Below are 22,779 nucleotides of genomic sequence, written 5' to 3' on the forward strand. Positions count from 1 at the left end.
CCCGCCGAGCCGCGGCTCCCGCCAGCGAACCGCGGCCCCCGGCTCCCGGCGACAAACCGCGGCTCCCGCCGAGCCGCGGCTCCCGCCAGCGAACCGCGACTCCCGGCTCCCGGCTCCGAACCGCGGCTCCCGGCGACGAACCCCAGCCCCCGCCAGTGAACCGCGGCCTCCGCCGCCGAGCCGCGGTTTCCGCCGCCGGGCGCGCGGTTCCGCCCCGTTTCAGTCAGCCGGGACCGCGAGCACCGTGGCCTCGGTGCGGCCGCGCAGGATGACCTCGCCGTCCGGCCGCCAGCGCGCGCCTTCGCCCGGGCCCGCCGCCGCGACGGCCGTCCAGGAGGCGACCAGCCGGCCCGGCGTCTGCTTGGCCCGCTCGCTCAGCCGCGCGGCCTCGTTGACCGGGTCGCCGATCACGGTGTACTCGAACCGGCGCGGGTCGCCGACGTTGCCGGCCACCGCCTCCCCCGTGGCGACGCCGATGCCGGCCGCGCAGTCCGGCACCTCGCGCACCAGCCGCCCGGCGATCACCCGCGCCGCCTCGAGCGCGTGGGCCGCGTGGCCGTCCATCGCCGCCGGGGCGCCGAAGACCGCCAGCACGGCGTCGCCGACGAACTTGTTGACCAGGCCGTGGTGGCCGTCCACCTCGTCGACCACCACGGAGAAGAACCGGTTGAGCAGCCCGACCACCTCCTCCGGCGGCCGCGTGGCCGCCAGCGCGGTGGACCCGACGACGTCGACGAACAGCACGGACACGGTGCGCACCTGCCCGCCGAGCCCGGCCTGGCCGCGCATCGCCTCGACCGCGACCTCCTCGCCGACGTGGCGCCCGAACAGGTCGCGCATCCGCTCCCGCTCGCGCAGGCCGGCGGCCATCCGGTTGAAGCCGGCCTGCAGCAGGCCCAGCTCGGTGCCGTCGTACACCGGCACCTCGGCGCTGAAGTCCCCGCGTTCGATCCGGCGCAGCGCGTCGCGCACCGAGCGGATCGGGGAGACGGTCGCCCGCGTGGTGAACACGGTGATCAGCAGTCCGAAGCACAGCACCACCAGCCCGAGCGCGATCACGGACACCACGAGCTGCGTCTTGGACACGTCCTCGCGCACCCCGGCCAGCAGCGCCGTGGCCACCAGCCCGGCGACCGGCACCCCGGTGCCCAGGCACCAGAACAGCAGGCTGCGCAGGGTGACCCCGCCGAGGCGCCGCCGTCCCGGGATGGCGTCCGACAGCGCCCGGGCCGCGATCGGCCGCAGCGAGAACTCGCTCAGCAGGTAGGCGTTGGCGCACACCACCATCCCGGCCAGCCCGACGGTGAGCACCTCCGTGACCGCGACGTCGGGCTGCAGCGCCACGGCCAGTCCGCCGAACAGCAGGGTGGCCAAGCCCCACAGCACGGCCTGCACCAGCGTCAGGCGCAGCGGCACGCGCAAGGTCGCCGAGCGCTCGGCCGGTGTCGGCGGGCGTTGCTGGATCACCCATCTCAGCGTTTTCAGCGCGCCCCGGGTGCCCCACAGCGCGCCCACCACGACCGAGGAAACCACGTACACCGGCACGGCCACCGCCGTCGCCAGCACCATTTCCCCGTTCGGGCCCGGCCCCGGCACCAGCAGGAACGCCAGCACCACGACCACGGCCGCGCCGATCACGTTGGTGGCGATCAGCGTCCCGGTCAGCAGCAGCTGGACCCGCACCCGCAGCATCCGCACGCCCTGGTCCGCCGGACCCAGCAGCCATGAGCCGAACGGGCGGCGGGGGCCCGGGCCCCGCCGGGGCCGGACCGGGACCGCCGGTTCCAGCAGGGTCTGATCGTGGTCCACCGAGCCGCCTCGTCACTCACCAGGTCAGTTGAGTGCACAACTGTACACTCAACCCGGCAGGGGCCGGAACGGGCTCCGGGCTCGTCGCTTTTTCTCGCGGGCCCACCGGGTGACCGCAACCTCGGCGCTTGGCGCGGGGTCCTGACCGGTCCGGCTCCGGTCGTGCACTGCGGCGGCGGTCAGAGCGGGGCGACGAGGTTGCCGTCCCCGCGCATGCGCTCGTGCAGGTGCTGCATCCGGGTGTCGAGCTGCGCGGCCACGATCGCCGTGCTGGCCAGCTCGCCGGCGAAGTCCTCGGGCAGCCGGTCGGTGTACTTGTAGAACAGCTTGTGCTCCAGGGTGGCCCAGAAGTCCATCGCGATGGTGCGCAGCTGCACCTCGACCTTGACCTTCTCCACCCGGTCGGACAGGAACACCGGGATCCGCACGATCAGGTGCAGGCTGCGGTAGCCGTTGGCCTTCGGGTTCGCGACGTAGTCCTTGCTGCGCACCAGTTCCACGTCGTCCTGCCCGGTCAGCATCCGCGCGACGTGGTAGACGTCGGACAGGAACGGGCAGACCACGCGCACGCCGGCGATGTCGTCGAGCTGCTCGGCGATGGTCGCGGGATCGGTTCCCAGCCCGCGCCGCCGCAGCTTCTGCCCGATCGCCGCGGGCCGCTTCACCCGGCTGCTGATGTGCTCGATCGGATCGTGCCGGTGGGCGAAGTCGAACTCCTCGCTGAGGATCCGCAGCTTCGTCATCAGCTCCTCGATGGCGAACTTGTAGACCATCAGGAACCCGGCGGGCACGCTGAACCCGTCCGCCGCCACGCCACCGTCCGCCGGGGCGCCGGGACCCCTCGTCGTCGCCATGCCCTGCCCGTCGTCCTTCACTTCGCCCAGCGTCTCGATCAGTGCTCCGTCAACGCGCAAGACCCCAGCGCGGTTCCCCGGCCCGGCCGCTCAGGGCCGGGCGGCCAGGAACACGAACGCGGCCAGCAGCACCAGGTGCACCCCGCCCTGCAACCGGGTGGCGCGCCCCGGCACCACGGTCAGCACCCCCACCACCCCGGTGATCACCAGCAGCACGATCTGCGTCGGGTCCAGGCCCAGTTCCAGCGGTCCGGAGAGCCAGATGGAGGCCACCGCGATGGCCGGGATGGTCAGCCCGATGCTGGCCATGCCCGAACCCAGCGCCAGGTTGAGGCTCACCTGCACGCGGCCGCGGCGGGCCGCGTTGGTCGCGGCGATCGTCTCCGGCAGCAGGACCAGCAGGGCGATGACCACGCCGACGAAGGACTGCGGGAAGCCCAGCGCGGCCACCGACCGCTCGATCGCCGGGGACTCCACCTTGGCCAGGCCGACCACCGCGACCAGGGCCACCAGCAGCAGGGCCAGGCTCGTCAGCGCGGCGCGCGTGGTCGGCGGGGCGACGTGCTCCTCCTCTTCCAGCACCTCGCCCTCGTGGTCCACCGGCAGGAAGAAGTCGCGGTGCCGCACGGTCTGGGTGAGCACGAACATGCCGTACAGGACCAGCGAGGCCAGTGCGGCGAAGCTCAGCTGGGCGGGCGAGAACTCCGGGCCCGGGCGGGCGGCGGTGAAGCTCGGCAGGACCAGGCAGAGGGTGGCCAGGGCCGCCACCGTGCCGAGGGCGGAGCCCGTGCCCTCGGCGTTGAACACGGCCACCGGGCTGCGCCACGCGCCCACCAGCAGCGACAACCCGAGGATGCCGTTGCAAGTGATCATCACCGCGGCGAACACGGTGTCCCGCGCCAGCGAACCGGTCTTCGGGCCGCCGCTGATCATCAGCGTGATGATCAGCGCCACCTCGATCACCGTCACCGCGACGGCCAGCACCAGCGAGCCGAACGGCTCCCCCACCCGGTGCGCGACCACCTCGGCGTGGTGCACCGCGGCCAGCACGGCGGCCGCCAGCACCACCGCGACCACGACCACCGGCACCGTCGCGAGGGCGCGACCCCAGGTCAGCACCAGCGCGACGATCGCGATCAACGGCGCCAGCGTCGTCCAGCCGAACCACGGGGAAGACTTCCGGGAGGTCATGGCTGGCAGCTTCGCAGATCTCCCGGCCCGCCGCCTCCGCACGACGGCCGCCCGGACTGGCCGGCCCGGGGCAGTCCGGGGCAGTCCGGTCAGTCCGGGCGGCGGTAACCCCCCGGCTCGGCCGCGCTCAGCGCGTAGCGCACGGCGTCGGCGCGGGAGTGGAAACCCGCCTTGGCGAAGAGGTTGTTGATGTGGGTCTTCACCGTGGCCTCGCTGATGAACAACCGCCCCGCGATCTCCGGGTTGCGCAGGCCCTCGCCGATCAGGCCGAGGATCTCGCGCTCCCGCGTGGTGAGGCCGAATTCCGGCTCCGCGGCCGGGCGCGAGCGGCGCGTGGCCAGGGAGAGCAGGCGGCGCTGCACCTCCGGCGCCAGCACCACCTGCCCGGCGCCCGCACCGCGCACGGCCTGCTCGATCTTCGCGCGGTCGGCCTCCTTGGTCAGGTAGCCGCTGGCGCCGGCCTCCAGCGCGGCCAGGATCGACTCGTCGTCGTCGAAGGTGGTCAGCACCACGACCTGCGCCGACGGCCGGGCCGCCTTGATCCGCTCGGTCGCCTCGACCCCGTCCATCACCGGCATGTGCAGGTCCATCAGCACCACGTCCGGCCCGTGCCGCTCGACCGCCTCGACCGCCTCGGCCCCGTTGGTGGCGGTCGCGACGACGCTGATCCCGTCGGCGAGGTCCAGCATCACCGCGAGCGCTTCCCGCACCGAGGCCTGGTCGTCCACCACGACGAGCGAAAGGGTCACTTCGGTATCTCCACTTCGACGATCCAGCCGCTGCCGTCCGCGCCGGGACCGGCGCTCAGGGTGCCGCCGAGCAACGCGATCCGCTCCCGCATGCCCACCAGGCCCAGCCCGCCGCCGGCCGCGGGGCGGGGCTCCTGCGTGGCCGGTCCATTCGCGACGGTCAGCCCGACCGCCTCCTCGCTGTAGCGCAGGGTCATCGACCGGTCCGCGCCCGGGGCGTGCTTCGCGGCGTTCACCAGCGCCTCCTGCGCGGCCCGGATCACCGCGTGCGCGACGTCGGTCTCCACCGGCCACTGCTCCCCCGTCACCGCCAGCGCCACGGAGTCGCCGATCGCCATCAGCTCCAGCGTCCGGCTCAGCGGCAGGGAGTCCTCGCGCAGCGCCTCGATCGCGTGCCGGGTCTCGGCGATGCTGTCCACGGCCAGCGCGCGGGCCCGCCGGACGGCGAGGTTCGCCTCGGCGTCGCGGCCCTTGCCGTGCAGCGCGTCGGCCAGGTCCAGTTGCAGCGAGATGCCCGAGAGCGAGTGGCCCAGCACGTCGTGGATCTCGCGCGCGATGCGGCCGCGCTCCAGCAGCGCCACCTCCCGCGCCTCCGAGCGGAACGCCCGCTCCGCGTTGCGCACGGCGTCTTCGTGGTCCTGCCGGGAGATGCCGAGGTAGACCGGGGCGACCACGGCCAGCCCCAGCCACCAGGGCCAGCTCGAGCTCATCGGGTGGATGTCCTCGACCAGCCAGACGGCGGCCGCGGCGGTCACGGCGCCGGCCGCGGCGACCAGGACCGCCGCGCGGCGGGAGGCGAGCTTGCGGCCCGCGACCGCCGAGGCGATGAAGGCGAAGCCCGGCGCGACCGTCGACTGCGCCAGGGGCAGCAGGACCGCCGAGGTGAGCGAAAAGGCCAGGGCGAGGGTGATCCGGGCGGCCACGGGGAGCCGGTCGGAGGGCAGGAAGGAAGCGCACGCGAACACGACGACCGCGGCGAGCAAGGCCATCGCGAGCCCCGGGAAGACCAGGGCCCGCGTGGCGAACTGGAGGACGGCCAGCAGGACCAGCAGGGCGAAGACGAACGGCCGGAGCAGGTCTTCGACGCTCCGGCCGACCCGCACCCGCGGCGTCCGCACCTGCTCCATGGCCGTCCTCGATATCGTCCCGGTCGACGCCCACCCTAACGGCCGGGTCACCGCGGTCAGCCGCGGCCGCGGCGGGAAAGCTGCCGCTGGAGGTCGTCGAGCCACGGCGAGGTCCGGTGCGGGGCGCCGTCGCGGCCCTGGGCCCAGATCACCTGGTCCCCGGTGCGCAGCGCGCGGGCCAGCACCACCACGCCCTCCAGCAGCATCCCGACGCCCACGGTGAGGAACGTCGTGCCGCCCAGCGCGTCCGAGCCGGCCGGGTCGATCGCGCCGAGCAGCAGGCCCGCGCCGATCTTGACCGCGATGTTGACCACCCACAGCACGATGGTGACCGCGGTGTAGCGCATGAAGACGATCCCGTCGCGCCGCGGCAGCCTGATCGTGACCCCGCGCAGGGCGCCCAGCGCCGCGCTGACCAGCGTGGTCCCGGCCAGGAACAGCACCGCCACCCCGGACCGGCCCAGATCGTCCAGCTGGCTCAGGCCGACGGCGATCAGGATCGCCGGCAGGATCAGCATCCGCTTGGCCTCGGCCGGCTCCCCGGCCAGCCGCCGGATCAGCACGTAGGCGATCACCGCGATGATCAGCACGACTTGCAGCGGTCCGCTCATGGTTTCACTCCTGGGTCTGCGGGTGGGTGGGGGTCTGCGGGGGGTGGGCCGGCGCGGTCAGCGCGCGGCGGGGACGGACGCGGTGGTCAGGCGCTTGCCCGAGCGGATGGTCCAGGTCAGCAGGGCGGCGACGACCGCGATCATCAGCACCTGCGAGAGGTTGGCCGCGACCCCGAGCGGGAGCGCGTAGACGGCCACGATGCGGACGATCGACTCGGCGAGCAGCCCGAAGCCCCAGACCAGGGACACCTGGTACCAGCGCCGCCGCAGCACGGGGGTGTCCGCGGTCTCGGCGAAGTCCGTCCGGCCGGAGGCGACGGCCATCCGCTGGGCCGCGTAGTAGACCAGGGGGCGGCCGAGCACGCAGCTGCCCAGCAGGGCCAGCCCGGACACGGCCGTGGTGGCGGAGTCCTTGGCCAGCACGAACCGGACGTCGCCGGTGACGAAGGTCAGGAGCAGGCCCACGCCGAACATGATCATCAGGAACAGGGCGAACGGCTCCAGCCGCCGGTCCCGCACCGCCACCCAGACCAGCCGCAGTCCCGACAGCACCGTGCCGGCCAGCAGGGAGACGTAGGTGCTCGCGCCGAGCAGCTCCGCGCCGAAGTAGCCGAGCACCGCCGGGCCGAAGTCCCAGAAGAAGGTCATCAGCATCGACTTGGCGGCCAGGCCCCGGCCGGCCGGTCCCGCTACCGCTTCGGTGGTGTCAGCCATGGGAAAAGCCCTTCGCTCGGTGGTTTCCGCGGGGGTGCGCCCGCCCGGTCGTCCGGTTCGGACGGCTTCGGTTCCCGGTGTTCCCCTCATGCCGGCAACGCTAGGGATCGGCGACCGGCCCGTCGTGCGCCCGCGGCTGTATCCCGGGTGGAGAACCGTCTCCACCCGGGCCTCCACCCGGCCCCGCGGCTCCTGGTCACCCTCCGCGAGCACGATCGGTAACGAATCACCGTTATGGGCGATACCCGAGCGTGCCCCGGGGGAGTACCTGGAGCCTTCACGAACGGATTGCCGCCATGATTCGTCTGCGCCCGGGTGCGTTCGCCGCCGTCGCAGCCCTCACCGTCCTGTGCACGGCCTGCGCCGGCTCACCCACCGGCGGGACGCCCGCCGCGGCCCCGGCCGCCTCGCCCTCCCCCGCGCCGGCCGTGCTGGAGGCGTCGAAGGTCGGCCCTGCGGTGAGCCAAGCCGCGAAGCAGGCGTCTTCGGTGCACGTCTCGGGCAGCGTCAGCGAAGGCGGGAACGTCAAGCTCGACCTGAAGCTCGGCGAGGACGGCGCGAGCGGCACGGTCGACAAGGACGGCGTCGCGGTGCCGGTGCTGCGCGTCAAGGACAAGTACTACTTCCGCTTCACCGATTCGCTGGTCAAGGAGGCCGGGATTCCCGCCTCGTCCGGCGTGGTCGAGCAGCTCAAGGACAAGTGGGTCTCGTCGACCTCCCAGATCGGCTCCGGGATCGGCGAATCCTTCAAGGACTTCCTCGACTACCGGACCTTCGTGGACAACACCGTCGGCGCGCTCGGCTCGGCGCGCTTCACCGGCGGTGAGCGGAGCACGGTCGGCGGCGCTTCGGTGCTGAAGTACACCAGCCCGGAAGGCACCGCGTTCGTGGCCGCCGACGAGCCGCACTACCTGCTGCTCCTGCAGGCCGCGGGCAAGGGCACGCTGAACTTCAGCGAGTGGAACAAGCCGGTGACGGTGAGCGAGCCGCCGAAGGACGAGCTCTACTCCGGCCCCGGCGCGTGACTCGGTAGCCCGGGGTCGCGGCGCCCGGACTACCGGCCACTGTGGACGGACGGGCGGACCGGCACCGGGTTCGCGACGGCACCGGCCGCCCTGGGACGCTGCTCGCGACGGGACGGGGGAAGCGGGGTGGGGCGGGGAAGCCGAAGGTGGCCGCCCCGTCCCGACCCGACCGGCGCTTCGCCCCCCGCGCCCGGCCACCACTCTGCACCCACGCCCGGCCCGGCCGCCGCCCGGCACCCGCGCCCCGCGCCCGGCCACCGCTCGGCACCCAGCACCCGCGCCCCACGCCCGGCTCGACCGCCGCCCAGCACCGCGCCCCGCGCCCGGCCACCGCTCGGCACGCGCCCGGCCCGGCCGCCACCCGCATCCCGCACCCGGCTCGACCGCCGCCCGCCGCCCGCGCCCCATGCCCGGCCCGGCCGCCACCCGCCACCCGCATCCCCGCGCCCGGCTTTGGCCGCCGCCCGCCGGTGCCCCGTGCGCGGCGGCCCGGCCCGGCCCGTTTCGCGGCCGCGTCGCCCTGACAACGGGTTGACCGGTCACGGGGTTTGCAAATGCCCACCGAGGTGCGAAGCTGCTTTCCGATCCATCTTCCGGACCCGGCCACCGGTTCCGTCCTGACAACGTTGTCACCCTGGGAGGTGCGCCCCATGTGGTCGCAGAGCAGACGGGCGGCCGCGCTCGCGGTCGCGGGGCTGGTGTTCGCCGGGCTCGGGTCGCCCGCGGCGGCCGGCGCGCAGCCGGGGGCCGCCGCCGATCCGGTGGCGCGGGTGAACCCGTTCGTCGGGACGCAGAACTTCGGCAACACCTTCCCCGGTGCCAGCGCGCCGTTCGGCATGGTGCAGGTCAGCCCGGACACCGGCGGGCAGGGCGGGTACGACTACCAGCAGAACGCGATCTACGGCTTCAGCCAGACGCACCTGTCCGGGGTCGGCTGCGGGGTGATGGGCGAATTGCCGATCATGCCGACCACCGGCGCCGTGGACAGCGTCGACAAGGATGTCTACAAGTCGGGCTACCGCCACGACGACGAGCACGCCGAGCCCGGCTATTACCGCGTGGGCCTGGAGAAGTACGGCATCGGCGCCGAACTGACCGCCACCGCCCGCACCGGCTGGCAGCGCTACACCTTCCCCGCCACCGGCGCGGCGAACGTGCTGTTCAACACCGGCCAGGCCAACCAGTCGGTCAAGGACTCCGAGATCCACGTGGTCGGCGACCGGACGCTGGAGGGCCGCGTGCGCGCGGGCGGGTTCTGCGCCGGGCACGACGAGCACACGGTGTACTTCACCGCGACGTTCGACCGGCCGTTCAGCTCCTTCGGCACCTGGCGCGGCTCGACGCGGACGCCGGGTGCCCGGGACGCGGCGGGCACCGGCGGCAACGGCGCCTGGGCCGGCTTCGACGCCACCACCGACCGCGAGGTCGTGGTCAAGGTCGGCCTGTCCTACACCGGCCCCGAAGGCGCGCGGAAGAACCTCACCGCGGAGACCGGGAACTCCTACGACTTCGACGCCACCCGCGCCGCGCTGCACCGGGCCTGGGCGGACCGGCTCGGCGCGGTCGAGATCGCCGGCGGCCCCGCCGACCGCCAGACCGCCTTCTACACCGCGCTCTACCACGCGCAACTGCACCCGAACCTGGCCGGCGACACCGATGGCGCGTACACCGGTTTCGACGGCAAGGTGCACACCGCCGCCGGTTACACGCCGTACCAGAACTTCTCGCTGTGGGACACCTATCGGCCGCAGAACCAGCTACTGGAGATGCTCGAACCCCAGGTGGCCCGCGACGTGGCGCTGTCGGTGGTGGCGATCGGGCGCGACGGCGGCTGGCTGCCGCGCTGGGCGCTGGCCGGGAGCGAGACCAACATCATGACCGGCGACCCGGTGACCCCGTTCCTGGTCGAAGCCTGGTCCAAGGGCCTGCTGGCCGGGCACGAAGACGAGGCGTACGCACTGCTCAAGAAGAACGCCACGAGCACGCCGCCCGCCGATTCGCCGTACAACGGGCGCTCCGGGGTCGACTACTACAACGACCGCGGCTACATCCCCAGCGGACTGACCCTCGGCACCGATTGCGCGGCCAAGGGCGGCGACAACGACTGCAACCACCCGGCTTCGGCGACCATGGAGTACTCCGCGGCCGACGCGGCGCTCGCGTTGATGGCGAAGGGCCTCGGCCACTCCGCCGACGCGCAGATGTTCGCCGACCGCGGCCAGTGGTACAAGAACCTCTGGGACTCCTCGATCCAGGCCTTCCGCCCGCGCACCACCGAGGGCACCTGGATGACGCCGTACAACCCGGTCGACGCCGGGCAGCAGTTCCACGAGGGCGGCGCCTACCAGTACCAGTGGCTCGTGCCGCAGGACCCGGCCGGGCTGGTCTCGCTGATGGGCGGGCGCGCCACGACGCAGAAGCGGCTCGACTCGTTCTTCGCCTACGGCAAGCTGCTCACCGACCCGGCCGGCACCGCGCGCAACGACTGGATCGCCAGCCCGTACGACTACTACGGCAAGCCCACCTACAACCCGAACAACGAACCGGACCTGCTCGCGCCGTACCTGTACAATTGGGTCGGCGCGCCGGCCAAGACCGCGACCGTGGTCCGCGCGGCGATGACGCTGTTCACCACCGGCCCGGACGGCATGACCGGCAACGACGACCTCGGCACCATGTCGGCCTGGTACGTGTTCTCCTCGCTCGGGCTGTACCCGACGATGAGCGGCTCGAACTTCCTGGCCGTGTCGAGCCCGCAGTTCGAGTCGGCGACCGTCCGGATCGGACAGTACGGCGGCCGGCAGGGCGGCACGCTCACGGTTTCCGCGCCGGGCGCGAGCGACGCCAACCGGTACGTGCAGAGCGTTTCGCTGAACGGCCGCGACGTGCGCCAGACCTGGCTGAGCTGGCCCGCGCTCGCCCACGGCGGCGAGCTCGAGCACGAGCTGGGCGCGAAACCGTCCGCCTGGGGCACTTCGGCCGGCGCGGAGCCGCCCTCGGTGAACCACGCGGTGGGCGACCTGCGGCGGCACGTCGACGCTTCGCCGGAGCAGCGCTCGGTGGTGATCCCCGCTTCGGCCGCGGCGCAGCCGGTGAAGCTGAACCTGGACGTGCTCACGCAGAGCCCGCTGGTGCAGCCGGTCACGGTGAGCACGGACGCGCCGAAGGGCTGGAAGGTGACCACCAGGCCGTGGAACCCGCTGCTGCAGTGGTCCGGGCGGCTGCCCGTGCAGCAGACGGTCTCGCTGGCGGTGACGGTGCCCGCGGGGACGCCGGTGGGCAGTTATCCGGTGCAGGTCAAGGCATCCGGTCTGGGCGCGAACACGGTCACGCGGCCGGTGCGCGTCGAGGTGCGGGCACCGGCGGCCTGCGCGGTGAGCTCCGGAGCGGCGTGCGCGGTCGAGCTGGGCCCGGATCGCAACCACGACGGCACGGCGACCGTGGCCGCGTCCGCCCAGGGGAACTTCGACGGCTCCGGCTGGAGTTACGACGCGGATCTGCTGCCGCCCGCGGGTCCGGTGGTGTGGGACGGCGTCCCCTACTCCGCCCCGGACCCGGCCGGCACCGCGGCGAACTTCGTCGAGGCCCGCGGCCAGTCGCTGCTGGTCCCGGCGGGACGCCACGCGGCGGTGCGGCTCGTCGGCTCCTCGCACGACGGCCCGGTGGCGACCACGCTGACCGCGCACTACACGGACGGCACCAGCGCCGCCCTCGGCGTGACGCTCGGCGACTGGGCCGGCTCGGCCCCCGCGGGCAGCACCGTGGTGCTCGACCTGCCGCACCGGATCAAGGCGGGCAGCGGGGTGGACGGGCCCGCGGTCCGGTTGTTCGGCACCCAGGCCGCCCTCGACGGCGGCAAGACGATCCAGTCGCTCTCGCTGCCGGACGACCCGCGGGTCGAGCTGTACGCGATCACCCTGGCCTGAAGCCCGGCGACCCGCGCTGCGCCGGTGCGTCCACTGTGGACGCGCCGGCTCAGCGCGTGACCGGGGCCAGCATCAGCCCGGTGATGCCGTCGATCAGCCCGGTCCCGGCGTCGGCCCAGCTCGTCCGCGGGGTGGGGGTGCCCTCGGCCAGCGCGCGCTCCCGTTCGGCGGTCAGGTGGATCATCAGCTCGCGCACCATGTCGCTGCGCTCGGCGCGCACCTCCGGCGGCAGCTCGGGCAGGCAGCGGTCGAGCCCGTCGACCGCCCGGACCAGTACCGGCGAGGAAAGCGACTCGGTCACCATGATCTCGCGCAGCGCCGGATCGGTCATGATCTGCGCGGAGAACCGGGCGAACCAGCTCGGCGCGCCGAGCTCGTCGAGGTAGGAGAAGCTCGGCCGGACCAGGCAACCGACCCAGTCGCGCAGACCGGGCTCGGCCGGCAGCGCGTCGGCCATCCGCGCGCGCAGCACCTCGATCCGCGCGGTGTGCTTGCGCATGATCGCGCGCACCAGGTCGGTCTTGGTGCCGAAGTGGTAGTTCACCGCGGCGTTGTTGCCCTGGCCCGCGACCTCGCTGATCTGCCGGTTGGACACCGCGTGCACCCCGTGCTCGGCGAAGAGCCGCTCCGCCGTGCCGAGGATCGCCTCCCGGGTGCCACTGGCCCGGTCCGCCCGTATGGTCCGCTCGCTCATGACCACCCCCTCTTCGCGAAAGCGATCCTACGTGCGGACCCGCCCCCGGCGCCCGCGCGGTTCTCGCCGCCGGACCGTTCGTCCACGCGGGACGGGCCGGTGTCCGGAACCGGACTGTTTTAAATCAACTGCTTGACTCCGGCGGCCGAACCCGGTTACCTGGAGCCGACCGAAGAGCACCGGCCCGGAAGGCAGCCATGTCCCGCACTCCCCCGACCCCGGCCGACCCGGACGCGGTGCGCGCGCGGTACCGCGCCGAGCGCGACCGGCGGCTGCGCCCGGACGGCAGTGCCCAGTACCGGGCCGCGGACGGCGCCCACCTCGCCGACCCGTACGCCGACCCCGGTTTCACCCGGCCGTCGCGGCACGACAAGGTCGACGCCGTGGTCGTCGGCGGCGGCTTCGGCGGGCTGCTCGCCGCGGCCCGCCTGCGCCAGGCCGGGCTGGAACGCGTGCGGGTGATCGAGAAGGGCGGGGACTTCGGCGGCACCTGGTACTGGAACCGGTACCCCGGCATCCACTGCGACGTCGAGTCCTACATCTACCTGCCGCTGCTGGAAGAACTCGGTTACGTGCCCGAGTGGAAGTACTCGCCCGGCGCCGAGATCCTGCGCCACTGCCAGGCGATCGGCCGGCACTTCGGGCTCTACCGCGACGCCTGCTTCCAGACCGCCGTCGAAGACCTCCGCTGGGACGAGGACCGGACCGGGTGGACCGTCCGCACCGACCGCGGCGACGTGGTCGAGGCGCGGTTCGTGGTCGTGTCCCACGGCACGCTCGACCGCCCCAAGCTGCCCGGCGTCCCGGGGCTGGAGACCTTCCGCGGCCACACGTTCCACACCAGCCGCTGGGACTACGGCTACACCGGCGGCGACGCCGGCGGCGGACTGACCGGTCTGGCCGACCAGCGGGTCGCGCTCATCGGCACCGGCGCCACCGCGATCCAGGTCGTGCCGCACCTCGGGCGGGACGCCGGGCAGCTCTACGTCTTCCAGCGCACGCCGTCCACTGTGGATGTCCGCGGCAACCGCCGCACCGACCCGGAGTGGGCCCGCTCGCTCGAACCGGGCTGGCAGCAGGCCCGCCGGGACAACTTCCTCACCGTCATCACCGGCGGGCGGGTCGAGCACGACCTGGTCGCCGACGCCTGGACCGGCAGCGCCCGGCTACTGGACAAGCTCGTGGCCACCGACGCCTACCGCGACCGGCCGGTGGCGGAGCACGAGCGGGCCGGCGAGGAGGCCGACCTCCGGAAGATGCACGAGCTGCGCGAGCGGATCACCGCCGAGGTCCGGGACCCGGAAACGGCCGAGGCGCTCAAGCCCTGGTACCGCTACCTGTGCAAGCGGCCGACGTTCAGCGACCACTACCTGCCCACGTTCAACCGCCCGAACGTCACCCTGGTCGACGCGGCGGACCACGGCGGGGTCGAACGCATCACCGAGCGGGCGGTGGTGGTCGGCGGCCGGGAGTACGAGGTCGACTGCATCATCTTCGCGACCGGCTTCACCCTCGCCGCGTCCGACCCGCTGACCGGCCGCCTCCCGATCCACGGCCGGGACGGCGTCGCGCTGCTGGAGCACTGGCGCGACGGGATCCGCACGCTGCACGGCTGCGCCAGCCACGGCTTCCCGAACCTGTTCCACGTCGGCCCGCTCCAGAACTCCAGCTCGGTCAACTTCGTGCACGGGCTCGACCAGCAGGCCACGCACCTGCGCGAGATCGTCGCCGAGGCCCGGGCCCGCGGCCTCGACCGGATCGAACCGACCGCCGAGGCCGAGGCCGCGTGGGTGGAGACGATCCGCGCGCACGCCCCGGACCGTCACCAGTTCCAGCTCGAATGCACCCCGGGGTACTACAACAACGAAGGACGGCCGCGCCGATCGAGCGCGTCGTTCGGCGACGGCCCGCTCGCGTTCCAGGAGCTGCTGCGGAAGTGGCGTTCGAACGGCGGCTTCGACGAGATCATGGCGCCGTCGCCCGTGAGCTGAGCCGAGCGCCGTCCGGACGCGCCTAGGGGGTGTCCTGCAAGTGGTTGAGCTGGACTTCTGATGGTTATGCCCGGTGGTTGGTCACGGTGAGTTGACGGACATGACGTGGGCGGTGATCGAGCCGCTGTTGCCACCGCAGCAAGGCGGTGGGCGGCGGTGGCGCGATCACCGGCAAGTGATCAATGCGATCCTGTGGAAGCTGCGCACCGGTGCCCCGTGGCGGGACCTGCCCGGCCGCTACGGTCCCTGGAAAACTGCGCATGAACGGCTGCGGTTGTGGACCAAGGACGGCACCGGGGAGCGGATCCTCCGACCGGGTGATCGTCAAAGACGACGCCGTCGGCGACCTCGAGTGGATCATCTCGGTGGACTCGAGCGTGGTCCGGGCCCACCAGCACTCGGCCGGCGCCCGGAAAAAAGGGGATGCAGCGACGGGATCGACGCCCTTGCCTGCGACGGAGAAGGACTCGGACGTTCCCGCGGCGGGCTGAGCACCAAGATCCATCGTGCCGTCGAAGGGCGAGGCCTGCCGGTACGGATCCTGCTTACCCCAGGCCAAGCCGGGGACAACCCGCACCTGCTGCCGCTGCTGGATGGCATCAGCGTCGCCCGCCTCGGGCCCGGGCGTCCGTGTTGCCGACCGGAGACGGTGATCGCGGACAAGGCGTATTCGCATCCTTCGGCCCGGCGGGCGATGCGCGACCGGCGGATCGCTTTCGTCAGCCCGGAACGGGCCGATCAGATCGGCCGCCGCGCCGCCAAAGGCTCCCGCGGCGGACGGCCGCCCGCGTTCGATGCTGAGGTCTCCAAGCAGCGCAATGTCGTTGAACGCTGCTTCAACCGGCTCAACCAGTTCCGTGACCTAGCCAACCCGCGACGCCAAACGCGCCGCCTACTACCACGCCGAACCGACCATCGCTGCCATCGTGCTCTGGCTCCGATGACTTACAAGACAGCTCCTAAACGGTGATGAGCCGCCCACTCCCCAGATGGCCACCAGCCCCGGGCAATGTTGACATTCGGACATCCCCTCCGGCACGATCGGGGAACCGCCCGGACCGAGGAGCCGCCCGATGCCCACTCCAGCCGCCCCCCACGGGCCGAGGCGGGTCCTGATCACGGGTGCTTCCCGCGGAATCGGGCGCGCCACGGCGGTCGCGTTCGCCGGGCAGGGCGATCGGGTGGCGGTGCACTACGCCGCCGGCCGGGCCGGCGCCGAAGAAACGCTTTCGCTGCTGCCCGGCAGCGGGCACGCGCTGGTCCAGGGCGACCTCGGCGAGCCCGGGGCCGCCGAGCGCATCGTCGGCGAGACCGTGGCCGCGCTCGGCGGGATCGACGTGCTGGTCAACAACGCCGCCGTCGCGCCGTCCGCGGGCAACGAGCACCGCCCGGCCACGACCCCGCACGCGGACTGGCGGCGGGTCTGGCGGCGGATGGTCGAGGTCAACCTGCTCGGCGCGGTCGACCTGACCCACCTGGTGGCCCAGCACCTGATCGACCGCGGAGCCGGGGGCCGCATCGTCAACGTCGGCTCGCGCGGGGCGTTCCGGGGTGAGCCCGACTTCCCCGCCTACGGCACCACGAAGGCCGCGCTGCAGAGCTTCGGGCAGTCGATGGCCATCGCGCTCGCGCCGCACGGGATCGCGGTGACCTCGGTCGCGCCCGGCTTCGTGGCCACCGGGCGGCAGGCCGCGAAACTGGCCGAAGACGGTGCGGCGATCGAGGCACAGAGCCCGTTCGGCCGCGTCGGCACCCCGGAGGAGGTCGCGGACGCCGTGCGGTACCTGGCTTCGGCCCCGGCCGTCTGGGCCTCCGGCGCGATCCTGGATCTCAACGGGGCCTCCCACCTGCGGAGCTGACCCCCGCCGCGCCGTCCGGAAGAACCCCTGCCGACCAAGACCGCCCAGGACCTCGGCCCGGGGCCGGACCGTCTCGGCCACGCCGAAGCCCCCACCACCCGCAGCCGGTGCGGACCGCGGGCTCACCGAAGGGCCGGGGCCGGTCAGCGGGTGACCGGGCCGGGGACGGCCGGTGCGGCCAGCGCGGAGAGCAGTCCGAGCTTTTCCTGGCTGTCGCTACCGGTGTCGGGGTAGTAGAGCACCAGGATCACGTCTTCGAGCGGCAGTTTTTCGCGGTGCAGGCGCAGTTCGCCGACCACGGGGTGGTGCACGGTGGTCGTGCCGCCCTCCAGCGCGCGGATGTCGTGGCGGGCCCAGAGCGTGCGGAAGCGCCGGCTGGCCAGGGCCAGCTCCCCGACCAGCTCGACGAACCGGGGATGGCCGGTGTCGTTCCCGATCGCGGTGCGCAGCGCGGCGACGAACCCCGCGGCGGCGCGCTCCCAGTCCGGCTGGAACGCCTGCTCCTCCGGGTCGAGGAAGAACGAGCGGAGCCGGTTGTGGCCGGGCCGCAGCCGCGGGGAGAACGCGACCGCCATCGGGTTGGCGGCCAGCACGTCGAACGCGCGCCCCTCCACGAACGCGGGCATGGTGAGCTGCGCGAGGAGCTGGTGGGCGCGAGCCGGTACCTGCTCCAGCCGCTTGCGCCGCGCCGGCCGGGGCCGCGCGGCGGTGAGCCCGAGCAGGTAGGTGCGCTCCACGTCGTCGAGTTGCAGCACCCGGGCCAGGGAGTCCAGCACCTGGGCCGAGGGGTTGGTGTCGCGGCCCCGCTCCAGGCGCAGGTAGTAGTCGGGGCTGATCCCGGCCAGCAGCGCCACTTCCTCGCGGCGCAGCCCGGGGACACGGCGGCGCGCGCCGGGCGCGATCCCCGCCTGCTGCGGCGTGACCAGGTCGCGCCGGGCCCGCAGGTAGCGGCCGAGCCGGGTCCCGATCCCCTCGTCGTCCATCCCGCCACGGTAGCCGGTGGACCGGCCCGGACCGGGGGTCCTGCGGGGACCAGGAAGACCGGGGTCCGGTGAACGGCCGGGGATTCCGCGAAGACTGGTCTCGCCCGCCCCGGTCGAGGGGATCCGTCCGGCACCGCGCCGTGGACCGAAGGAGCTTCCCGTGGATCTGTCGCACCGCACCGTTTTCCTCGTCGGCGGCACGTCCGGCATCGGCCGGGAGCTGGCCCGCCGGCTCACCGCGGCCGGCAGCACCGTGGCCGTCGGCGGGCGCAGCGCGGACGAGCCGGACTTCACCATCGACGTCACCGACCCCGCTTCGATCGCCCGGGCCCGCGACGCCGTGCTCGCCCGGTTCCCGCAGCTCGACACCGTGGTCACGATGGCCGGGGTCATGCTGCCGGAGGACCTGCGCGACCCCGGGCACTTCGAGGCGGCGCGGCGGACCATCGACGTCAACCTCACCGGCACGATCCGGGTGCTCGACGCCTTCACCCCGCACCTGATCGGGCGCGGCGCCGGGACGTTCATCACCGTGACCTCGGGCATCGCCTTCCTGCCCTTCCCGCCGATGCCCACCTACGCCGCCTCCAAGGCCGCGGTCCACGCCTATTCCGAGGCCCTGCGCGTGCAGCTCGAGGGCACCGGGGTCGACGTGGTCGAGCTCGTGCCCCCGGCCGTGGCCACCGCGGGGCAGGAGCGGGTCAACCCGCAGGCGCTGCCGGTGGCGGACTACGTGGCCGAAGCGCTGCGACTGCTGTCGGCGGAGCCGACCCCGGACGAAGTGCTGGTCGAGCGGGTCCGGACGCACCGCTGGGCCGAGCGCGACGGCACCTACCGCGAGCTGGTCGCCCAGCGGGCCCAGGCGTTGTCGATGCTGCCCGGACGGGACTGAGCCGGCCGGGACCAGACCCCGGTTTGCACGATGATACATCGGCGTGCATAATCATTCGCGTGTCCAAGATGCTCACTTCCCTCCCTGTCGGCGACCGCGTCGGCATCGCCTTCTCCGGTGGTCTCGACACCTCGGTCGCGGTCGCGTGGATGCGCGACAAAGGCGCGGTGCCCTGCACCTACACCGCGGACATCGGCCAGTACGACGAGCCCGACATCGCGTCGGTGCCCGGGCGCGCCCACGCCTACGGCGCGGAGGTCGCGCGGCTGGTCGACTGCCGCGAGGCCCTGGTCGAGGAGGGTCTCGCGGCCCTGACCTGCGGCGCGTTCCACATCCGCTCCGGTGGCCGCGCGTACTTCAACACCACCCCGCTCGGCCGCGCGGTCACCGGCACGCTGCTGGTGCGCGCGATGCTGGAGGACGACGTCCAGATCTGGGGCGACGGGTCCACCTACAAGGGCAACGACATCGAGCGGTTCTACCGCTACGGGCTGCTGGCGAACCCGTCGCTGCGGATCTACAAGCCGTGGCTGGACGCCGCCTTCGTCACCGAGCTGGGCGGGCGCAAGGAGATGTCCGAGTGGCTGGTCGCACACGACCTGCCCTACCGCGACAGCACGGAGAAGGCCTACTCCACCGACGCGAACATCTGGGGCGCGACGCACGAGGCCAAGTCGCTGGAGCGCCTCGGCACCGGCATCGAGATCGTCGACCCGATCATGGGCGTGCGGTTCTGGGACGCCGACGTCGAGATCGCCCCCGAGGACGTCACCATCGGCTTCGAGCTGGGCCGCCCGGTGACCATCAACGGCGAGAAGTTCGCCACCGCGGTCGACCTGGTGCTGGCGGCCAACGCGATCGGCGGGCGGCACGGGCTGGGCATGTCCGACCAGATCGAGAACCGCATCATCGAGGCGAAGAGCCGCGGCATCTACGAGGCGCCGGGCATGGCGCTGCTGCACGCGGCGTACGAGCGGCTGGTCAACGCGGTGCACAACGAGGACACCGTGGCCGCCTACCACAACGAGGGCCGCCGCCTCGGCCGCCTGATGTACGAGGGCCGCTGGCTGGACCCGCAGGCGATGATGCTGCGCGAGTCCCTGCAGCGCTGGGTCGGCACCGCGATCACCGGCGAGGTCACGCTCCGGCTGCGCCGCGGCGAGGACTACTCGATCCTGGACACGGCCGGCCCGGCGTTCAGCTACCACCCGGACAAGCTGTCGATGGAGCGCACCGAAGACTCGGCGTTCGGCCCGCTGGACCGGATCGGCCAGCTCACCATGCGCAACCTCGACATCGCCGACTCCCGCGCCAAGCTGGAGCAGTACGCCGGCCTCGGCATGGTCGGCGGCAACTCCCACCCGGCCCTGATCGGCGCCGCCCAGGCCGCCTCGACCGGCCTCATCGGCGCGATGCCCGAGGGCGGCGCGGAAGCCATCGCCTCCCGCGGCCGCGCCACCGGCGGCGACGAGCTGCTCGACCACGCGGCCATGGAATCCGGCACCGACTGAGCCACCCCCGGAGACGATGTCCGCACGCCGGTACAGCCCGGTGTGCGGACATCGCTTTATCCGGGGGATGGATGCTCCCCGGGGCTTACGGCCCTGGGCCTGTGGATGCTCCTCGGGGGCTGATCGCTCCTCGGAGAATTGCTCGGTCGCCGGGGGTGGTCGCTTCAGGAATCGGTGGTGCCGCCGGGTGGTGCTCACTCCCGGAAGGTGTTCACTCCCGGCGGTGTTTACTCCCGGTAGCGGCGGCTCCGGGGTGGCTCGAACCGAAATGTGCCGGGGCGGCGGCAAATCCGGCCCTCGGTGGCCGATTCGGCCCGGCAGGTGGTCCGGGCCTGACCGAGCGGTTCGAACCGGAACCGGGTCGGGGGCCCGCGATCTTCCGTTACCCGGACCGGCTACCGGAGGCGAAAGTCCTTGCGCCGCCGCGAAAGCAGTTCGATCAGTCCGGTTCCGGGCGGCGGGCCGCGGTGGGTTCCAGCCGGTCCGGGAGGGGCCGCCGAGGCTCGCGTACCCCGGCCGGGTCGCCGGCGTCGGCCAGCCAGACCGTGACCGGGTCCCACCGCGAAAGCCGGGCGCCCGGGGCGGGCAGTTGCGCGACCACCACGCCATTGGTCACCGCGTGGGGGCTGTCGGGGTCCGGGCCCTGCACCAGCAGGCCCGCTTCGTGGCCGGAAAGCCACGCCGCCAGGGCCTGGCGGCCCCGGAAATCGGGTACCACCACCGGCTCGTCCGGTCCGCGCGCATCAGTCAACCCTGCTCACCCGCCGGCCAGCCTACGCCGCCGAGCCGCCGGACAGAAGACCTCAGCGCGGGTACAGACCGCCGTTGACGTCCCAGCAGGCACCGGTCACGAAGCCCGCGTGCTCGGCCGCGAGCAGCGCCACCACGTCGGCCACGAACACGGGCGAACCCAGGGTGCCGACCGGGATCGAGCGCTGGATCTCGGCCAGCCGGTCCGGGGCCACGGACTCGTGCACCACCGGCAGGTCGAGCGGGCCGGGCGACACCGCGTTCACCGTCACCCCGCGCCCCGCCAGCTCGCGCGCGAACACCTTGGTCAGCGTGACCACGCCGCCCTTGGCCGCGGCGTAGTGCCCACCGGTGGCGGTGCCGCCGTTCTGCCCGGCCAGCGAAGCCAGGTTGACGATGCGCCCGGCGCCCCGCTCGGCGAAGTACGCGCCGAAGACCTGGCTGCCGAGGAACGCGCCGTCCAGGTTGGCCGACACCACGGCGGAGAAGCGCTCCGGGCCGATCTCCATCAGTGGCTCCACTGTGGACATCCCGGCGTTGTTGACCAGCACGTCGATCCGGCCCCAGCGGCGATCCGTCTCGTCCCGGGCGCGTTCGAACGCCGCCTTGTCCCGGACGTCGAGCGCAAGGGCGAAGGCGGTTTCGCCGTCCGGGTCGAGCTCCGCCGCGGCTCGGCGCACGGCCTCCTCGGCCCGGTCGGTCAGCACCACGCGGTAGCCCTGCTCGTGCAGCCGCCCGGCGATCACGCGGCCGAGACCCCGCGCGGCGCCCGTGACGACCGCGACGCGCCCCTCCGTCACCGGTCGCCCGCCGCGCCCGGCCGCCCCACCGCCGCCGGGATGGTCAGCTCACGGCCCATCCGCGCCTCGATCCGCAGGTAGCGCCAGAGCGCGTGCTCACCGACCGGGGTGGTGCGCAGCAGGTTGCAGGCCTCGGCCACGGTCGGCTGGCCGGCGACGTCGGCCAGCACGTAGCAGGTCCACGGCCAGGCCGCCGACGGGCCGACCATGTGCTGGTCGTCGTCGATCGTGCCGAGCACGGTGACCCCGTCGAGCGCGGCGAGCTCGCCCAGCATCGCGGAGAAGGACTGCCACACCGCACCGGTGCCGCCGGCGGGCAGGTCGAAGAAGTTCTGGTTGACCCCGATGCAGAACAGCACTCGCAACGGGGCGGCGGGCTCGGCCAAGGCTCTCCTCGAGATCGGATCCGGTGTTCCGCCCGACCGTAGCCCAGGGGTCCGACCGAACGACCGGCCGGCGCCGGTGCCCGGTTTGGGACACCGGCGCCGGGTGGCTCAGACCCCCGCGACCGAGGAGATCCAGTCGCGGTAGAGGGTGACGTTGATGTAGGCGGTGTAGGACTGGCGGTCGCTCGTGGACGCGACGCCGACCTGCTTTCCGTTGGCGTACATGGGCCCGCCCGAGTCACCGCCGGCGGTGATGCCGTCGCCGCGGTTCGCGCAGACGGAGGTGCCCGCCGCGCCGTCCGGGCAGTCGATGGAGGTGACCGACACCTTCGCCACCTTCAGCTGCTGCGACTGGCACTCGATCTCCGGCCGGTCCGTGCAGGTCGCGCCCCAGCCGTAGACCTGGGCCTCGTCGCCGACGTTGACGTCGCCCACGCTGCCCAGCGGCGCGTAGTCGGCCTGCACCTGCTGGTCGATCTTGACCAGCGAGATGTCCGCGTCGGACGATTCGTGCACCTCGGTCGCGTTCACCGTGGTGCCCTGGGTCTGGTCGAGGCTGCCGACGTGGAAGCTGATCTGCTGGCCGTCGGCGCCCTGCGTGCAGTGGCGCGCGGTGAGGATCCAGTCCGGCGCGATGATCGTGGCCGAGCACAGCTCCTGCCCGCCGGCGAACATCCGGGCGGCGCCGTGCAGTGAGTCGGCGTTCCCGCCGTCGATGATGAACGGTTCGGCGGCGACCGAGGTCCCCGCCGCGGCCAGCGACGAAAGGACCACTCCGGACAGAACCGCGGCGACACGGGCTTTGCGCACTGGGGATCTACCTCCAACCGCGGGGCGGGCCTCGCGGTGACGGGGACGGTGAAGGACGCGCTCACTGTCGCGGCAGTGGGTGATTACCCGGTACCCG

General features: G+C 73.1%; 20 protein-coding genes. 7 read left to right on the forward strand and 13 right to left on the reverse strand.

Going from position 1 to position 22,779, the window contains the following annotated elements; all coding sequences use genetic code 11:
- Positions 1-219: 219 nt before the first annotated feature.
- The 7 genes from NYF13_RS20635 to NYF13_RS20665 all read right to left on the reverse strand — a co-directional run bounded on the left by NYF13_RS20635 (position 220) and on the right by NYF13_RS20665 (position 7,055).
- Positions 220-1,692 carry an adenylate/guanylate cyclase domain-containing protein gene (locus NYF13_RS20635; protein ID WP_315660377.1) on the reverse strand — a complete coding sequence of 491 codons (1,473 nt, stop codon included), beginning with the start codon at positions 1,690-1,692 and terminating at the stop codon, positions 220-222.
- Positions 1,693-1,988: 296 nt separating this feature from the next.
- Positions 1,989-2,582 carry a GTP pyrophosphokinase family protein gene (locus NYF13_RS20640; protein WP_315660378.1) on the reverse strand — a complete coding sequence of 198 codons (594 nt, stop codon included), beginning with the start codon at positions 2,580-2,582 and terminating at the stop codon, positions 1,989-1,991.
- Positions 2,583-2,753: 171 nt separating this feature from the next.
- A complete protein-coding gene (locus NYF13_RS20645; protein WP_315658925.1) occupies positions 2,754-3,854 on the reverse strand; it encodes an ionic transporter y4hA in 1,101 nt (366 codons plus the stop codon).
- An 89-nt stretch (positions 3,855-3,943) separates the two neighbouring features.
- Positions 3,944-4,603: a response regulator transcription factor gene (locus NYF13_RS20650; protein ID WP_315658927.1), complete on the reverse strand. Its 660-nt coding sequence runs from the start codon at positions 4,601-4,603 to the stop codon at positions 3,944-3,946.
- The gene (locus NYF13_RS20655) at positions 4,600-5,730 is read right to left on the reverse strand and encodes a histidine kinase (protein ID WP_315658929.1); all 1,131 of its coding nucleotides are present in this window, start codon (positions 5,728-5,730) and stop codon (positions 4,600-4,602) included. The genes NYF13_RS20650 and NYF13_RS20655 overlap by 4 nt, the downstream gene beginning before the upstream one ends.
- Positions 5,731-5,786: 56 nt before the next feature.
- Positions 5,787-6,341, reverse strand: coding sequence for a DUF1453 domain-containing protein (locus NYF13_RS20660; protein ID WP_315658930.1), 555 nt, complete (start codon positions 6,339-6,341; stop codon positions 5,787-5,789).
- Positions 6,342-6,398: 57 nt separating this feature from the next.
- Positions 6,399-7,055, reverse strand: a complete 657-nt coding sequence (locus NYF13_RS20665; protein WP_315658931.1) for a VC0807 family protein — start codon at positions 7,053-7,055, stop codon at positions 6,399-6,401.
- Between the two features lie 296 nt (positions 7,056-7,351).
- On the opposite strand from NYF13_RS20665, the gene NYF13_RS20670 reads away from it, so the two are divergent.
- Positions 7,352-8,080 (forward strand): hypothetical protein, encoded by a 729-nt coding sequence (locus tag NYF13_RS20670; RefSeq protein ID WP_315658932.1) that lies wholly within the window; start codon positions 7,352-7,354, stop codon positions 8,078-8,080.
- A 650-nt stretch (positions 8,081-8,730) separates the two neighbouring features.
- The gene (locus tag NYF13_RS20675) at positions 8,731-12,006 is read left to right on the forward strand and encodes a GH92 family glycosyl hydrolase (RefSeq protein WP_315658933.1); all 3,276 of its coding nucleotides are present in this window, start codon (positions 8,731-8,733) and stop codon (positions 12,004-12,006) included.
- A 49-nt stretch (positions 12,007-12,055) separates the two neighbouring features.
- Here NYF13_RS20675 and NYF13_RS20680 read toward each other — a convergent pair whose 3' ends face one another.
- Complete coding sequence (locus tag NYF13_RS20680) at positions 12,056-12,700, reverse strand: TetR family transcriptional regulator (RefSeq protein ID WP_315658934.1); 645 nt, start codon at positions 12,698-12,700, stop codon at positions 12,056-12,058.
- Between the two features lie 197 nt (positions 12,701-12,897).
- On the opposite strand from NYF13_RS20680, the gene NYF13_RS20685 reads away from it, so the two are divergent.
- From NYF13_RS20685 to NYF13_RS20695, 3 genes are all read left to right on the forward strand, one after another.
- Positions 12,898-14,691: an NAD(P)/FAD-dependent oxidoreductase gene (locus tag NYF13_RS20685; protein WP_315658936.1), complete on the forward strand. Its 1,794-nt coding sequence runs from the start codon at positions 12,898-12,900 to the stop codon at positions 14,689-14,691.
- A 100-nt stretch (positions 14,692-14,791) separates the two neighbouring features.
- A complete protein-coding gene (locus NYF13_RS20690; RefSeq protein WP_315658937.1) occupies positions 14,792-15,661 on the forward strand; it encodes an IS5 family transposase in 870 nt (289 codons plus the stop codon).
- Positions 15,662-15,764: 103 nt separating this feature from the next.
- Positions 15,765-16,550, forward strand: a complete 786-nt coding sequence (locus tag NYF13_RS20695; protein ID WP_315658938.1) for an SDR family oxidoreductase — start codon at positions 15,765-15,767, stop codon at positions 16,548-16,550.
- 143 nt (positions 16,551-16,693) lie between these two features.
- Here NYF13_RS20695 and NYF13_RS20700 read toward each other — a convergent pair whose 3' ends face one another.
- Positions 16,694-17,533 carry a helix-turn-helix transcriptional regulator gene (locus tag NYF13_RS20700; RefSeq protein ID WP_315658939.1) on the reverse strand — a complete coding sequence of 280 codons (840 nt, stop codon included), beginning with the start codon at positions 17,531-17,533 and terminating at the stop codon, positions 16,694-16,696.
- A 160-nt stretch (positions 17,534-17,693) separates the two neighbouring features.
- Between NYF13_RS20700 and NYF13_RS20705 the strand changes: the two genes are divergently transcribed.
- Positions 17,694-18,425: an SDR family NAD(P)-dependent oxidoreductase gene (locus tag NYF13_RS20705; protein WP_315658941.1), complete on the forward strand. Its 732-nt coding sequence runs from the start codon at positions 17,694-17,696 to the stop codon at positions 18,423-18,425.
- A gap of 59 nt (positions 18,426-18,484) precedes the next feature.
- Positions 18,485-19,936, forward strand: a complete 1,452-nt coding sequence (argG, locus tag NYF13_RS20710; RefSeq protein ID WP_315658943.1) for an argininosuccinate synthase — start codon at positions 18,485-18,487, stop codon at positions 19,934-19,936.
- 439 nt (positions 19,937-20,375) lie between these two features.
- On the opposite strand, the gene NYF13_RS20715 is transcribed toward argG, so the two are convergent.
- The 4 genes from NYF13_RS20715 to NYF13_RS20730 form a co-directional block, all read right to left on the reverse strand.
- Positions 20,376-20,687 carry a PASTA domain-containing protein gene (locus NYF13_RS20715; protein ID WP_315658945.1) on the reverse strand — a complete coding sequence of 104 codons (312 nt, stop codon included), beginning with the start codon at positions 20,685-20,687 and terminating at the stop codon, positions 20,376-20,378.
- A 52-nt stretch (positions 20,688-20,739) separates the two neighbouring features.
- Positions 20,740-21,486: an SDR family NAD(P)-dependent oxidoreductase gene (locus NYF13_RS20720; protein ID WP_315658946.1), complete on the reverse strand. Its 747-nt coding sequence runs from the start codon at positions 21,484-21,486 to the stop codon at positions 20,740-20,742.
- The gene (locus NYF13_RS20725; protein ID WP_315658947.1) at positions 21,483-21,872 is read right to left on the reverse strand and encodes a hypothetical protein; all 390 of its coding nucleotides are present in this window, start codon (positions 21,870-21,872) and stop codon (positions 21,483-21,485) included. The genes NYF13_RS20720 and NYF13_RS20725 overlap by 4 nt, the downstream gene beginning before the upstream one ends.
- Positions 21,873-21,980: 108 nt before the next feature.
- On the reverse strand, positions 21,981-22,682 hold the full coding sequence (locus NYF13_RS20730; RefSeq protein ID WP_315658948.1) for a trypsin-like serine protease: 702 nt from the start codon (positions 22,680-22,682) through the stop codon (positions 21,981-21,983).
- Positions 22,683-22,779: the final 97 nt, after the last annotated feature.

This window comes from Amycolatopsis sp. PS_44_ISF1, assembly GCF_032335455.1.
GTDB lineage: Bacteria > Actinomycetota > Actinomycetes > Mycobacteriales > Pseudonocardiaceae > Amycolatopsis.